The following is a 12,425-nucleotide window of genomic DNA, read 5'->3' on the forward strand; positions in this document are numbered from 1 at the left end:
TCAAACCAGGTTTGATGGGGCTTTGGCATTACAGCGCCATATCAGTCGCTGCATTGCTCTCGCGTGGCTTGGCCGGGGCTGTCGCCGGAGCCGCTGCCGGAGCTGCAGAGCCGACAGCTGGAGGTGCTGGCAGTTGCAGGACTTCGCTGGTGTAAGCCCATTCCTTGGCAACCAGGTCAGGGTGTTCGTTCAGCTTCTTGCCGTAGCTAGGAATGATCTGGTGCAGCTTTTCCTGCCAGGCAGGGGTTGCAACCTTGTCCTTGAAGATCTTCTCAAGAACGCCCAGCATGATCGGAGCGGCAGTGGACGCACCTGGCGATGCACCCAGCAGGCCGGCCAGGCTGTTGTCCTTGGCGCTGACAATCTCGGTGCCCAGTTTCAGGACGCCGCCTTTCTCTTCGTCACGCTTGATGATCTGGACGCGTTGACCGGCTTGCCACAGGCGCCAGTCTTCTTTCTTGGCGTTCGGGAAGTATTCCTTCAGCGCCGCGAAGCGATCGTCATCGGACTGCATCAGTTGGCCAGCAAGGTACTCAACCAGTGGGTATTCCTTGATGCCGACTCGGGTCATTGGCCACACGTTGTGTGTTGTGGTGCTGGTCAGCAGGTCCAGGTAAGAGCCTTGTTTCAGGAACTTCGTGGAGAAGGTCGCGAATGGGCCAAACAGGATAACGCGCTTGCCGTCCAGGACGCGGGTGTCCAGGTGAGGAACCGACATCGGAGGCGCACCAACCGAAGCCTGGCCATAGGCCTTGGCCATGTGCATGTCTGCGATCTGTGGGTTTTCGGTCACGAGGAACGAACCGCCAACAGGGAAGGCGCCGTATTCCTGGGCTTCAGGGATACCCGACTTCTGCAGCAGGTGCAGAGCGCCGCCGCCAGCACCGATGAACACGAACTTGGCGTCGGTTTCGGTTTCCTTGCCGTCTTTCAGGTTCTTGTAGGAAACGCGCCATGAGCCATCAGCATTACGCTTGATGTCTTCCACTTCGCTCGACAGTTGCAGATTGAAGTTAGGCTGGTTTTTCAGGTGGCCCACGAACTGACGAGTGATTTCGCCGAAGTTCACGTCGGTGCCGATCGGAGTCCAGGTAGCCGCGATCTTCTGGTTCGGGTCACGCCCTTCCATCATCAGCGGAACCCACTTCTTGATCTGTTCCTGATCTTCGGAGTACTGCATGGCGCTGAACAGAGGGTTGACCTTCAGAGCGTCATAGCGCTTTTTCAGGAACGCAATGTTCTTGTCGCCCCACAGGAAGCTCATGTGCGGGGTGTAGTTGATGAACGAGCGCGGGTTTTTCAACACGCCGTTCTTGACCTGCCATGCCCAGAACTGGCGAGAGATCTGGAAGGATTCGTTGATTTCGATGGCCTTGGAGACGTCGATCTTGCCGTCTTTTTCTGGCGTGTAGTTCAGCTCGGCCAGAGCGGAGTGGCCAGTACCGGCGTTGTTCCAGCCGTTCGAGCTTTCCTGAGCGACACCGTCGAGGCGTTCAACCATTTCGATCGACCAGCCCGGCTCCAGCTCATTGAGCCAGATGCCCAGGGTCGAACTCATGATTCCCCCCCCGATGAGCAAAACGTCTACCTTTTTTGCCTCAGCCGCATGCAAGGGCATGAGACCCATCGACATAGCCAGGCCCAGTAGAGCCGTGTTCATTTTTTTCAACATTCTGTGATCCATATGATAAACGCCATCCGCCCTCTACTTCAGCTTGTGGGAGCTCCGGTATGTCGCAGGCAATGCCGCATGCGACAAACTCTCGCACCTACAAGGGCTAGAGGTGGACATACAAGGCCAATACAATAACGCTTTAGACCTCACTTTTATGTCCTCCTGCGCTGACTTCTTATCATCATTGGCTCAGCGGCTTGAGTGACACATAGTTCTGTTGGTGCAGCTTCGTGTGCAGGACAGAAATCTGTCCGTACATGGGTACCGCACCCATCAGCTTCCTCACGGAGCTCCGACGTCTGGTCGGCGCGCATAGACACGTCTGTGGTGTCTTTTGTCCGTCATCAAGGCTGTCGCGACATGCTCCGGTGACCTCTGCGTGTCATAAGCTCATCGTCGCCAGATTCGGCGACGACACGCATTTTCGCATAATGTTCACCTCTGGTGCGAGGTGCTATCACGTTCCAGCGCCTTATCCGGCAGACTCTGTCGTACGTGATGTCATCCAGAACCTGCTTTTTGCGACCCGATAACCTGAAGATCAGCGCGTTTTCCTGCCATTGATAGCAAGCTAAATATTACGGGATGTATCCCGCATTGTTGCCCGTTCGGGGTGCAGACCCGTTACGTACTGGCATTATCTGGGCCTTCCTGGCCATTTTCGGTGCCGCCTCGTCGCTTTTCGATATCCCTTGAGGGGCTCTGAATACGACGGTCTATGGGGTTTTCGGCTTCGCGAGGCCGAAGTTTAGGGTTTGCCATCGCGTTCGATGGCTATTTTCGTTCGGCGAGGGTCAGCCCGTTGGGCGGCAGCGGCAGGGCCGTCTTGTAAAGCACCTGCTTGAGGGCAAAACTGGAGCGGATATTGGCGACACCCGGGATCTTCGACAGGTGATCCAGGATGAATCGCTCCAGGTCCTGGATATTGGCCACCAGAATACGCAGCAGATAATCGGCATCGCCGGTCATCAGGTAGCATTCCATCACTTCCGGGCGGTCGGCCACGGCCTGCTCGAATACCTGCAAGGCACCCTCGACCTGCTTTTCCAGGCTCACATGAATGAAGACGTTCAGGTGCAGGCCCAGCACCTGAGGGTCCAGCAAGGTCACCTGACCCTTGATCAGGCCGGCTTCTTCCATCGCCTTGACCCGATTGAAACAGGGCGTGGGCGAAAGGTTGACCGAGCGCCCCAGGTCCGCGTTGGTGATGCCGGCGTCCTGCTGCAGGGTGTTGAGAATGCTGATATCGGTCCGGTCCAGTTTTTTCAAGAGAATAAACCTCTGCGAAATCGTGATCTGGCAGAGATTACATCTTGAATATGCCGAATTGATAGCCAAGAAGGGAGAAACTTTCTCCAGGGCCGATAGGTAAAATTTTTCCCTCTGAACGCGCTTCCATGAGGGTGAAACATGACTGACGCAAGCAAGCACAACGCCATGGTGACGGAGTCGACCCATTCGCAGAGTCTGGTGTCTTCACCCAAGGCCAAGGGCGTGCTGTTGCTGGTCATGGCGATCCTGATCTGGGGCGCGAACTGGCCGGTCATGAAGGTCGGTCTGGAACACATCACCCCCGTCTGGTTTTCAACCCTGCGCTTTGCTTCCGGGGCCGTCTGCCTGTTTGCCTTGCAGATGGTGACCGGCAAGCTGCGTTTGCCGACACGGCAGGATCTGCCGCTGATCCTCAGTGTCGGTCTGTTGCAAATGTTGACCTTCACCGTGCTGGGCGCGGTTGCCATGACGGAGGTCCCGGCAGGGCGATCAGCTGTTCTGGCCTATACGACTCCGCTCTGGGTGACGCCCATTGCGGTTCTGTTCCTGCGGGAAAAACTGTCTACGCGACAGTTGATCGGTACGGTGCTGGGGGGCGTCGGCGTCTGCATCCTGTTCAACCCCCTGACGCTGGACTGGGGTAATGGTGCGTTGGTGAAAGCCAACCTGATGCTGCTGGCTGCGTCGTTCTGCTGGGCCATGTGCATCCTTCACCTGCGTTATTCGCGCAACACCACCAGTGCCTATCAATTGGCGCCCTGGCAGATGCTGATTGCCACTGTGCCATTGATCGCTCTGGCTTATCTGACGGAAGGGCCTTTTACGGGGGACGGTTCGCGAACCCTGTGGGAAATCCTGATCTTCATGGGGCCGCTGGCCACGGCGTTCTGCTTCTGTGCCGTGAACGCTGCGAGCATGCGACTCTCGAGCACCAGCATGTCGACGGCCATGCTGGGGGTTCCGGTGGTGGGGCTGCTGATGTCGGTGATCTTCATGGGTGAGCAACTGACCATGACACTGATTGCCGGAATCATGGCGATCATTGGCGGCATTCTGATCGTCACGGTCAAACGCCCGTTGTCAGCCTGACGGCAGGGTTCCTTCAGAGGCGGTAGCGCAAGGCTTCCACCAGCAGGGCAAAGGCCGGTGACGTCTGTCGACGGCTGGGGTAATAAAGGTGGAAGCCGCTGAAGAGCGGGCACCAGTCTTTCAGGACCTGCACCAGTTCCCCGCTGGCAATGTGGGGTTCGACGATATCGGCGGGGATATAGCTCAGGCCGAATCCATCCAGTGCGGCGTCCAGCAACTGATAGACGCCGTTGTGGGTCACCTGGCCGGATACCCGGACATTCAGGCTTTCCTGGCCCTTGGCAAACTCCCAGGCATATATTCCGCCATGCGTCGGTAGCCGCAGGTTATTGCACAGATGCGCTGTGAGCTCCCGCGGGGTTTCGGGATGTGGGCGGCTGGCAAAGTAGTGTGGCGAGCCGACCACGGCCATGCGCATGTCGGGACCGATGCGTGTGGCGATCATGCCTTGCGCGACAGCTTCCCCCAGCCTGATGCCGGCATCGAAGCCCTGGGCGGCAATGTCCACGAAGTTGTAGTCGCAGCAGACTTCCACGGAAATGTCCGGGTATTGCTGAAGAAAGGTTTTCAGCATGGGGCGCAGAAGGATATCCAGCGAGTAGTCCATCGCGCTGATGCGGATATTGCCGGCCGGCTTGTCGCGCAACTCGCTCAGCGCAGCGAGTTCAACCTCGATCTCCTCGAAGCGCGGGCCCACCGTTTGCAGGAGTCGCTGGCCGGCTTCCGTGGGCGATACGCTTCGTGTCGTGCGCGTCAGCAGTCGTAGCCCCAGCCGAGCCTCGAGGCCTCGCACCGTATGACTGAGTGCCGACTGGGAAACCCCCAGTTTGGCGGCTGCCCTGGTAAAGCTTCGCTCGCGCGCGACAGCAAGAAAGGCGAGCAGATCGTTGGCGTTTTCCCGAAGCACTAATGAGTCTCCTTCATAGGTGTTAGCCGATTCTAGCGGCTAAACATAAGAGTGTGCAGCTGATAGATTGAATCGTGCCGCCACTCTGCAATCGCACGGACCTGTATGCAGAGGCATCACGCAGCGGCATTTCATGTCTGAATGGAGGACTGCACTTGAAGAAGCTTGCAGCAACAGCGCTTTCACTTTCTCTTCTGGCGGCTGAGGCCCATAGCGAGACAGGCCCGGCCCTGACCGTGACCCCAAACGGCTCCCAGCCTTCGGTCAGAGGGCCAGCAGACTATTTCACGGGGCAGGTGCGAGTGGACTCGCCCTTCAAGGGCACGGGGGATGCGCGGGTAGGGGGCGCAACCGTGACCTTCGAGCCGGGAGCTCGCACGGCCTGGCATACCCACCCTCTGGGCCAGACCCTGATCGTGACTGCCGGTACGGGACTGGTTCAGCAGGAAGGGCAGCCGATCAAGGTCATTCGCCCCGGCGATACAGTGTGGATTCCGCCTTATGTCAGGCATTGGCACGGTGCAACGGCGACAACCGGCATGACTCACATTGCCATTGCCGAGGCTCTGGATGGCAAGGTCGTCGACTGGATGCAGCAGGTCAGTGATCAGGAATACGCCCGGGCTGCCGAGCTGCGTCCCTGAGGATGTGTCATCAACGCTTCCGGGTGTATTTCATCGTTTCGGCGTGAAGATGCTCGGGCGTATCGGCATCGCGTACGGTGCCAGGATCATCCGTTTCCATGACGTCACAGGCCGGGGTATGGGCTGCAAGCAATGCCCTGGCACCCTGGTCGCCTTCGAGTGACAGCAGCTCCGGCCAGAACTGACGGCCAATGATCACTGGATGCCCGCGTTGCCCGGCATGAAGGGGCAATGCGATACGCTGCGGGTCAGCCATCCGGGCGAGACGGCTCAAGGTGTCCGGCCTTAGCCATGGCATGTCGGCCAGGAGAATGGCAGCGGCGCTGGCGGATGAGGACATCAAGGCCTGAATACCGCTGGCCAGGCTGTGCCCCATGCCGAGATGGGCCTGTTCGCTGCGCACGATATGAACACCGTGCGCAATCCCCAGCGACTGCACATCGTCATCGCTGCGCAGCACGAGCCAGACGTCAGTGAAAGCCTGCCGGGCGTTGTCGAGGCTGGTTTGCAGCATGCTGCGACCGTCGGGCAATCGCGCGAGGCGTTTATCGCCAGCAAAACGTTTGCTGCGCCCGGCCGCCAGCATGAGGCCGATTACAGGAGATGCAGATTCATTCATCCGGAGCCCTTCAAGGCAAGATCGGGATTTGAACGAGGATCATAGAGGAATGCCATGCGTCCATTAAGTACATGGCATGGAATAAGGCCGTGAACTGTATTCATCAAGTGCAGCACGCAGCCCTTTCGGAACTGGACAGGCCGTCAGTAGAATGCCCCATCGCGCTCCCGAATGACTTGGATAAGACGCACGCTCTCACGAGGTTCCAGTGGAAAACCCCATTCGCCCAGTCGAACTGGAAAAGGCCTATCGATTGTTGAATCACGGCCCTGTCGTGCTGGTTTCTGCCAGCCATGACGGCATGGATAACGTCATGTCGGCTTCATGGTCCTGTGCCCTGGATTTTTCTCCGCCCAAGGTCACCGTAGTTATCGACAAGATGACCCTGACCCGCGGCCTTATCGAGAAGAGTGGCTATTTCGCCTTGCAGGTTCCTACAGTGGAGCAGGCGCAACTGACCTATGAAGTGGGCACCCGAAGCCTTGGCGACATGCCGGACAAGCTTGAGCGGTCGAGTGTCGAACTGTTTCGCGTCGAGGGGCATGAAACGCCGCTGGTGGCCGGGTGTTCGGCCTGGCTGATCTGCAGGCTCATCCCCGAGCCGCATAACCAGCAGACCTATGATCTGTTCATCGGCGAAGTCGTCGAAGCCTGGGCCGACTCGCGGGTATTCAAGGATGGGCACTGGCTGTTCGAGACGGCCGACCCGCGCTGGCGCAGCCTGCACTACATCGCAGGCGGGACGTTCTACGCCATCGGTGACCGGGTTCTGGTGGAAACCGGCGAGAAAGAATAAAAGGTATGGAAAACGGGGAGCGCAAGGCTCCCCGATTCATGCTCCCGTCAGCGGCGATCCCGCCACACGGTCTGGGCGTTGCAGAACTCACGCACCCCGAAATGTGAAAGCTCACGGCCAAAGCCGCTTTTCTTCACGCCACCGAAGGCGACACGAGGATCTGAAGCGCAATAGCCGTTGATGAACACGCCACCTGTTTCCAGCTCATCGGCCAGTTGTTCGGCCAGTTCGACATTGCGGGTGTAAATGGTCGACGTCAGGCCGAACTCGCTGTCGTTGGCCAGTTCCAGCGCATGCCGGGCATCACGGGCCGTGATGATGGAGGCCACCGGGCCGAACAACTCCTCCTTGAAAGACGTCATCCGGTCGGTGACATCGCCCAGCACCGTCGGCTCGTAGAAATTGCCTGCACCTTCGACCTTATGGCCACCCAGCAGCAAGGTCGCGCCTTCGGCCAGTGTGGCTTGCACTTGCTGGTCCAGTTCGTCACGCAGATCGAAACGGGCCATGGGGCCGATGTAGGTTTCGGTGCTCAAGGGATCACCCATGGCCAGCAGGCGTGTGGCTTCGACGAACTTGCGGGTAAAGGCTTCGACGACACCCTGCTCGACGATCAGGCGCTTGGCCGCTGCGCAGACCTGGCCGGTGTTCTGATAACGGCCGATCACGGCCGCTTTCACGGCTTCGTCCAGATCGGCATCGTTGAGCACGATAAAGGGATCGGAGCCCCCCAGTTCCAGGACGCATTTTTTCAACGCAGCCCCGGCCTGTGCGCCAATGGCGGTACCGGCCCGCACGCTGCCGGTTAGCGTCACGGCAGCGATGCGCGGATCGGCAATGGCTTTGGACACGCCTTCCTGGGTGGCGTTGATGACTTCAAACACGCCCTCCGGAAAACCGGCCTGCCTGATGGCATCACGTATCAGGTAGGCGCAGCCCATGACATTGGGCGCATGTTTGAGCACATAAGTATTGCCCGCCAGCATCACCGGAACGGCACCGCGCAGCACCTGCCAGACCGGAAAGTTCCAGGGCATGACCGCCAGGATCGGCCCGAGCGGACGGTATTCGATACGCGCCTTGTCGTGCTCGACCAGAGTCGGTTCGGGGGCCAGCATGGCCGGGCCGTGACTGGCGTACCACTCGCAGAGCTGGGCACATTTTTCGATTTCGCCACGGGCCTGGGCGATGGGCTTGCCCATTTCCCGGGTGATCATGCGGGCCATGGGCTCGGCGTTATCGCGTAGCACCTTGCTTAATGCAATCAACCGCTGTGCGCGCTCATCGACACTGTGGCGTTTCCAGCGTGCAAAACCGGCAGAGGCTTGTGAGAGCACGGCATCCAGTGCCGATTCTGATTCAAAGGCATAGTGGCCGATCTGTTCCCCGGTGGCCGGGTTGATCGAGATTGCATGGGTGTGGCTGGAAACAGTGGTCATGGCGCCATCCTGTCTGGAGTGGAGAAGTGGGGCCAGAATACCGGGGTGCTAATTTTCCTTAAACTGAATAATAATGATCGTATCGTTCACGTTTGGAGAATGAAGTGGATCTTGTCCAGCTGGAAATATTCAAGGCCGTGGCCGAGCAGGGCAGCATCAGCGCGGCTGCCCAACACATTCATCGGGTGCCCTCGAACCTGACCACACGCATCAAGCAACTGGAGCAGGACCTGGGAGTCGATCTGTTCATCCGGGAAAAACATCGCCTGCGCCTGTCACCGGCGGGCTGGAATTTCCTGGACTACGCCCGGCGTATCCTCGCGCTGGTGGAAGAGGCTCGTGTGGCGGTTTCCGGTGAAGAGCCCCAGGGGCCGTTTGCCCTGGGGTCGCTGGAAAGTACGGCGGCCGTGCGCATCCCGGCGCTGCTGGCGGCCTACAACCAGCAATACACCAGGGTCGAGCTGGACCTGTCCACCGGGCCATCGGGGACCATGATCGACGGTGTGCTGTCCGGTCGGCTGGTGGCGGCGTTCGTGGACGGCCCGGTGCTGCATCCGGCGCTGGAAGGCGTGCCGGTTTTCGAGGAGGAAATGGTGCTCATCGCTCCGCTCAACCATGCGCCCGTCACACGGGGGCAGGATGTGAATGGCGAGAGCATCTACGCCTTCCGCGCCAACTGCTCATACCGTCATCACTTTGAAAGCTGGTTCAGCGAAGACGCCGCCGTGCCGGGCAAGATCTACGAAATGGAGTCCTACCACGGCATGCTGGCCTGTGTCAGTGCCGGTGCCGGCCTGGCGCTGATGCCGCGCAGCATGCTCGAAAGCATGCCGGGATGCCGCACCGTGAGCATCTGGCCGTTGTCCGAGAAGTTTCGCGTCCTGCACACCTGGCTGGTGTGGCGCAGGGGGACGGTTTCCCAGAGCCTGACCCGGTTTGTCGAGTTGCTGGAGGCGCGGGGTGAGTCGATCCGAAACTAACGGCTTCAATGATGTGCCGAATGGCGATCTGAAGGTGTCATCTATGGGCCTTTTTCTTTTGTTTCAGGAGCGCCTCGTTGGCTTGTAATAACCTTCCTCTCGTTCTCTTGCCCGGTCTGTTGAACGATGAGCGACTCTGGGCGCATCAGACAGCGGCCTTCGAGTCTTCACGCAGCGTGTTCGTGGCGGATCTTTCCCGGGATGACAGCATCGCGCAAATGGCTCGGCGTACGCTGGAGCAGGCTCCGCCATTCTTTGCGCTGGCAGCCTTGTCCATGGGCGGATACGTGGCGATGGAAATCATGCGTCAGGCTCCCGAGCGGGTCAGGGCACTGGCGCTGTTCGACACCATGGTCCGGCCAGACAGCGAGGACCGGGCCAGGGTCAGGCGTGGGCTGCTGGAACTGGCGCAACTGGGCAAGTTCATGGGCGTGACGCCTCAACTGCTGCCACGGATCATACATCCCCGTTGCCTGGGCACCGCGGCTGCTCAGGAGGTCATGGACATGGCACAGGCCATTGGCCGGGAAGGTTTCATCCGCCAGCAGCAGGCGATCATCGACCGTCAGGATTACACTGCGCTTCTGCAGGCGATCAGCGTGCCGACCCTGGTCGTTGTCGGCGAGAACGACGAAATCACCCCGTTGGCAGAGTCGCAATTCACCCATGACGGCATTGCCGGTTCACGGCTGGTTGTCCTGCCCGAGTGCGGGCATCTGCCGCCACTGGAGTACCCGGAGCGCACCACCGAATTGTTGCAGGAGTGGCTGAACACCATCTAACCGTGGGAGCGAATTCATTCGCGAATGACGTCACCACAGCCATCGAATATTCTCACCCGGAATACCGCTTCGTGAATGAATTCACTCCTACCGAGGATGGATTGGCAGGCTGATAGCCTTGCGCTATGTTGTCCTCCTGATTTCCCCCAAGGTATCTGCCGATGTCATGCCCGCAAGTCTGTGCCGGAGCCACGTTGCAATGCAGCTTTGGCGCGGCGCCTACGGTTCTGAACGTGTTGCCGACCAATCGCGTGCTGACCAGCAGCATGCCGGCGGCGACCATCATGGATCATATCCCGCTGGTCAATATCCCCACCTTCGGCATGTGCATGAGCACGGCCAATCCCATGGTGATTGCCGCCACGGCAGCGGCATTGGGGGTATTGACGCCCATGCCCTGCATTCCTGCGACGGCATCACCCTGGATTCCGGGAGGTGCGCCGACGGTATTATTGGGCGGCATGCCCGCCATCGACTCCAACAGCATGTTGATGTGCAACTGGGCCGGGGTGATCAAGGTTGTGATGCCGGGGCAGATGCAGATGTTGATTCCCTGACCTGCGCAGATTGATTGTTTTCAAGGATGAATAGATGAGTGCAGTGCTTTCCATTGCCGTCAGTGCCGTAGCGCTGGCACTGGCTTCCCGACTGATGAACGTGGCGCTGAGTATCGTGCCGGTCATACTGGTTGCCGCGTTTTCCTACGGTATGGGCCTGATGCTGGAGGGCAACACGCAAACGGTGCGCATTACCGTGGTGATAGTCGGGCTGCTGATCTCCGTCGCGGGGCTGAAGCGCTTTACCGGCGAAAGCACCTGGACGGTCATCAAGCTGATGGTGGTATGGATCATCGTATCGGTGCTGGTGGTTCAGGCCGTCATTCAGATTCTGTGAAGGCTGGGCGCACGAGCTGTGTTCAGTTTTGTGCGCCCGACTGATGTGCAAGCTCGTTGCCGGACTAGCCTTGGATCTTTTCAAATTTTACAAGCTGTGCTTTCAGGTAATTGAGCTGTTGGCTGGTAAAGCCCAGGTTGTGGTCCAGGTTGCGATTTTTTATTTCGGTGATTTGAGCGTTGGTCGTGATGTTGCCAATCTGCGCAAAGCCTTCGCGATGCAAGGCGACGACCGATGCGGTGCCCTGCACACCTGCCTCCTGATGGGGCTTGAGTACGGCTCCGAGATCGGACGCCAGCCCGGTTGAGAATGTCAGCTTGATGATGATTGCGCTGTCGTCGGTGGCGTTCTCATTGCCGAATGCCATGACTTTGAGCAACGAGGAGGACATCCAGTAGCGATAGAGGTTGGTGGGGATGTGGTCGAAGACCGGTTTGAAGGGGTCGGGCTTTCCGTTGATTGCATTCCATTCGCTTGCCGATATCTTGCGGTAGTAAACAGTGGGCACGCAGGTGCCGGATACTTTGAGCATCTTGTCGAAGCTGTTGGCGTCGAACATCGTGGTACCGTGCCACAGATCTGCGAGAGCGTCCCGGGTCTTGGCCAGCATGCGCTGCTGGCTGTCCATATTACGCCACTGGATATACAGGTTTTTGGGGATATAGGGGTTGTGGGGGAGATGGCCCTGGTTATGGATCTCGGTCATCGACGGATTCCACTTGTTTGTCTTGTTGCCTGTGCGCATTGGATGCTTCCTTGGATACGTGTGAGGTGGTAGCGGTCAGGATTACGTAGCCGACACATTATTCATCCACCACCAGCGCAAGCGTGAAACCGGTTTGCCCTTGGCGTCCAGCGGGCGGCCGTCATCGGCGAATTGTTGTTCCTGATCCAGCAATTGGCCATTCAGGTAGCGGGCCTTGAAGGACGCCTGGCCATTGGTATGGAAACGCTGATAAAGCCCGTCGCGTACGCCGTCCTTGTACTCTTCCAGCTCCGCCAGTTGCCCGTCAGGGTAATGAATGCTGGCCTCGCCATGCAGCAGGCCCATGCGGTAGGTGGCCCGGCGCTGTAGCAGCCCTTCGGGCGAATAGAAATTCGCGACGCCATGCAACTTGTCGTTCACGTAAGGCAATTGCGCGGAAACCCGGCCATTGGGGTGATAGGTGAGGCTCATGCCCTGCAACTCGCCCTGGCTGTAATTCAGGTTGGCCAGCGGGCGGTCGTTTTCTTCGATCCGCAAAGGTCCGTCCAGTTGGCCATCATCCAGGCGTCCGGCAAGCTGCGCATCGCCGCTTTGTACATCCACTGCTTCAGTCCTGGCCATC

At 58.9% G+C, this 12,425-nt stretch carries 14 protein-coding genes; 7 read left to right on the plus strand and 7 right to left on the minus strand.

Going from position 1 to position 12,425, the window contains the following annotated elements; all coding sequences use genetic code 11:
* Positions 1-28: 28 nt before the first annotated feature.
* Complete coding sequence (mqo, locus tag ACIPY9_RS08600) at positions 29-1,672, minus strand: malate dehydrogenase (quinone) (RefSeq protein WP_400699406.1); 1,644 nt, start codon at positions 1,670-1,672, stop codon at positions 29-31.
* Between the two features lie 777 nt (positions 1,673-2,449).
* Entirely contained in the window at positions 2,450-2,944 is a 495-nt protein-coding gene (locus ACIPY9_RS08605; protein WP_400699409.1) for an Lrp/AsnC family transcriptional regulator, read from the minus strand.
* Positions 2,945-3,085: 141 nt separating this feature from the next.
* Here ACIPY9_RS08605 and ACIPY9_RS08610 point away from each other — a divergent pair, with 141 nt between their 5' ends.
* Positions 3,086-4,036 (plus strand): DMT family transporter, encoded by a 951-nt coding sequence (locus ACIPY9_RS08610; RefSeq protein ID WP_400699412.1) that lies wholly within the window; start codon positions 3,086-3,088, stop codon positions 4,034-4,036.
* A 13-nt stretch (positions 4,037-4,049) separates the two neighbouring features.
* Here the strand turns inward: ACIPY9_RS08610 and ACIPY9_RS08615 are convergent, their stop codons facing one another.
* On the minus strand, positions 4,050-4,943 hold the full coding sequence (locus tag ACIPY9_RS08615; protein ID WP_400699415.1) for a LysR family transcriptional regulator: 894 nt from the start codon (positions 4,941-4,943) through the stop codon (positions 4,050-4,052).
* 155 nt (positions 4,944-5,098) lie between these two features.
* Between ACIPY9_RS08615 and ACIPY9_RS08620 the strand changes: the two genes are divergently transcribed.
* A complete protein-coding gene (locus tag ACIPY9_RS08620; RefSeq protein ID WP_400699417.1) occupies positions 5,099-5,587 on the plus strand; it encodes a cupin domain-containing protein in 489 nt (162 codons plus the stop codon).
* 10 nt (positions 5,588-5,597) lie between these two features.
* On the opposite strand, the gene ACIPY9_RS08625 is transcribed toward ACIPY9_RS08620, so the two are convergent.
* Positions 5,598-6,206 (minus strand): nucleotidyltransferase family protein, encoded by a 609-nt coding sequence (locus tag ACIPY9_RS08625; RefSeq protein ID WP_400699420.1) that lies wholly within the window; start codon positions 6,204-6,206, stop codon positions 5,598-5,600.
* Positions 6,207-6,414: 208 nt separating this feature from the next.
* Between ACIPY9_RS08625 and ACIPY9_RS08630 the strand changes: the two genes are divergently transcribed.
* Positions 6,415-7,002 carry a flavin reductase family protein gene (locus tag ACIPY9_RS08630; protein WP_400699423.1) on the plus strand — a complete coding sequence of 196 codons (588 nt, stop codon included), beginning with the start codon at positions 6,415-6,417 and terminating at the stop codon, positions 7,000-7,002.
* Between the two features lie 47 nt (positions 7,003-7,049).
* Here ACIPY9_RS08630 and ACIPY9_RS08635 read toward each other — a convergent pair whose 3' ends face one another.
* On the minus strand, positions 7,050-8,441 hold the full coding sequence (locus tag ACIPY9_RS08635) for an aldehyde dehydrogenase family protein (protein WP_400699426.1): 1,392 nt from the start codon (positions 8,439-8,441) through the stop codon (positions 7,050-7,052).
* Between the two features lie 104 nt (positions 8,442-8,545).
* Here ACIPY9_RS08635 and ACIPY9_RS08640 point away from each other — a divergent pair, with 104 nt between their 5' ends.
* The 4 genes from ACIPY9_RS08640 to ACIPY9_RS08655 all read left to right on the plus strand — a co-directional run bounded on the left by ACIPY9_RS08640 (position 8,546) and on the right by ACIPY9_RS08655 (position 11,097).
* Positions 8,546-9,421 carry a LysR family transcriptional regulator gene (locus ACIPY9_RS08640; RefSeq protein ID WP_400699429.1) on the plus strand — a complete coding sequence of 292 codons (876 nt, stop codon included), beginning with the start codon at positions 8,546-8,548 and terminating at the stop codon, positions 9,419-9,421.
* 77 nt (positions 9,422-9,498) lie between these two features.
* Positions 9,499-10,203 (plus strand): alpha/beta fold hydrolase, encoded by a 705-nt coding sequence (locus tag ACIPY9_RS08645; protein ID WP_400699432.1) that lies wholly within the window; start codon positions 9,499-9,501, stop codon positions 10,201-10,203.
* A gap of 161 nt (positions 10,204-10,364) precedes the next feature.
* Positions 10,365-10,760 (plus strand): DUF4280 domain-containing protein, encoded by a 396-nt coding sequence (locus ACIPY9_RS08650; RefSeq protein WP_400699435.1) that lies wholly within the window; start codon positions 10,365-10,367, stop codon positions 10,758-10,760.
* A 34-nt stretch (positions 10,761-10,794) separates the two neighbouring features.
* Positions 10,795-11,097: a hypothetical protein gene (locus ACIPY9_RS08655; RefSeq protein WP_400699438.1), complete on the plus strand. Its 303-nt coding sequence runs from the start codon at positions 10,795-10,797 to the stop codon at positions 11,095-11,097.
* Between the two features lie 64 nt (positions 11,098-11,161).
* Here ACIPY9_RS08655 and ACIPY9_RS08660 read toward each other — a convergent pair whose 3' ends face one another.
* Both ACIPY9_RS08660 and ACIPY9_RS08665 read right to left on the minus strand, forming a co-directional pair.
* Complete coding sequence (locus ACIPY9_RS08660; protein ID WP_400699441.1) at positions 11,162-11,842, minus strand: hypothetical protein; 681 nt, start codon at positions 11,840-11,842, stop codon at positions 11,162-11,164.
* A 42-nt stretch (positions 11,843-11,884) separates the two neighbouring features.
* Complete coding sequence (locus ACIPY9_RS08665; RefSeq protein WP_400699444.1) at positions 11,885-12,424, minus strand: toxin-antitoxin system YwqK family antitoxin; 540 nt, start codon at positions 12,422-12,424, stop codon at positions 11,885-11,887.
* Between the last annotated feature and the right edge of the window lies 1 nt (position 12,425).

Origin of the sequence: Pseudomonas sp. NPDC089734 (genome assembly GCF_044748865.1) — a bacterium.
Taxonomy (GTDB): Bacteria; Pseudomonadota; Gammaproteobacteria; order Pseudomonadales; family Pseudomonadaceae; genus Aquipseudomonas.

Coding starts and splice junctions, on each gene's coding strand:
- ACIPY9_RS08625 (WP_400699420.1), bottom strand. CDS start 6,206: ATGAATGAATCTGCATCTCCTGTAATCGGCCTCATGCTGGCGGCCGGG.
- ACIPY9_RS08635 (WP_400699426.1), bottom strand. CDS start 8,441: ATGACCACTGTTTCCAGCCACACCCATGCAATCTCGATCAACCCGGCC.
- ACIPY9_RS08610 (WP_400699412.1), top strand. CDS start 3,086: ATGACTGACGCAAGCAAGCACAACGCCATGGTGACGGAGTCGACCCAT.
- ACIPY9_RS08665 (WP_400699444.1), bottom strand. CDS start 12,424: ATGGCCAGGACTGAAGCAGTGGATGTACAAAGCGGCGATGCGCAGCTT.
- mqo (WP_400699406.1), bottom strand. CDS start 1,672: ATGTTGAAAAAAATGAACACGGCTCTACTGGGCCTGGCTATGTCGATG.
- ACIPY9_RS08650 (WP_400699435.1), top strand. CDS start 10,365: ATGTCATGCCCGCAAGTCTGTGCCGGAGCCACGTTGCAATGCAGCTTT.
- ACIPY9_RS08660 (WP_400699441.1), bottom strand. CDS start 11,842: ATGCGCACAGGCAACAAGACAAACAAGTGGAATCCGTCGATGACCGAG.
- ACIPY9_RS08655 (WP_400699438.1), top strand. CDS start 10,795: ATGAGTGCAGTGCTTTCCATTGCCGTCAGTGCCGTAGCGCTGGCACTG.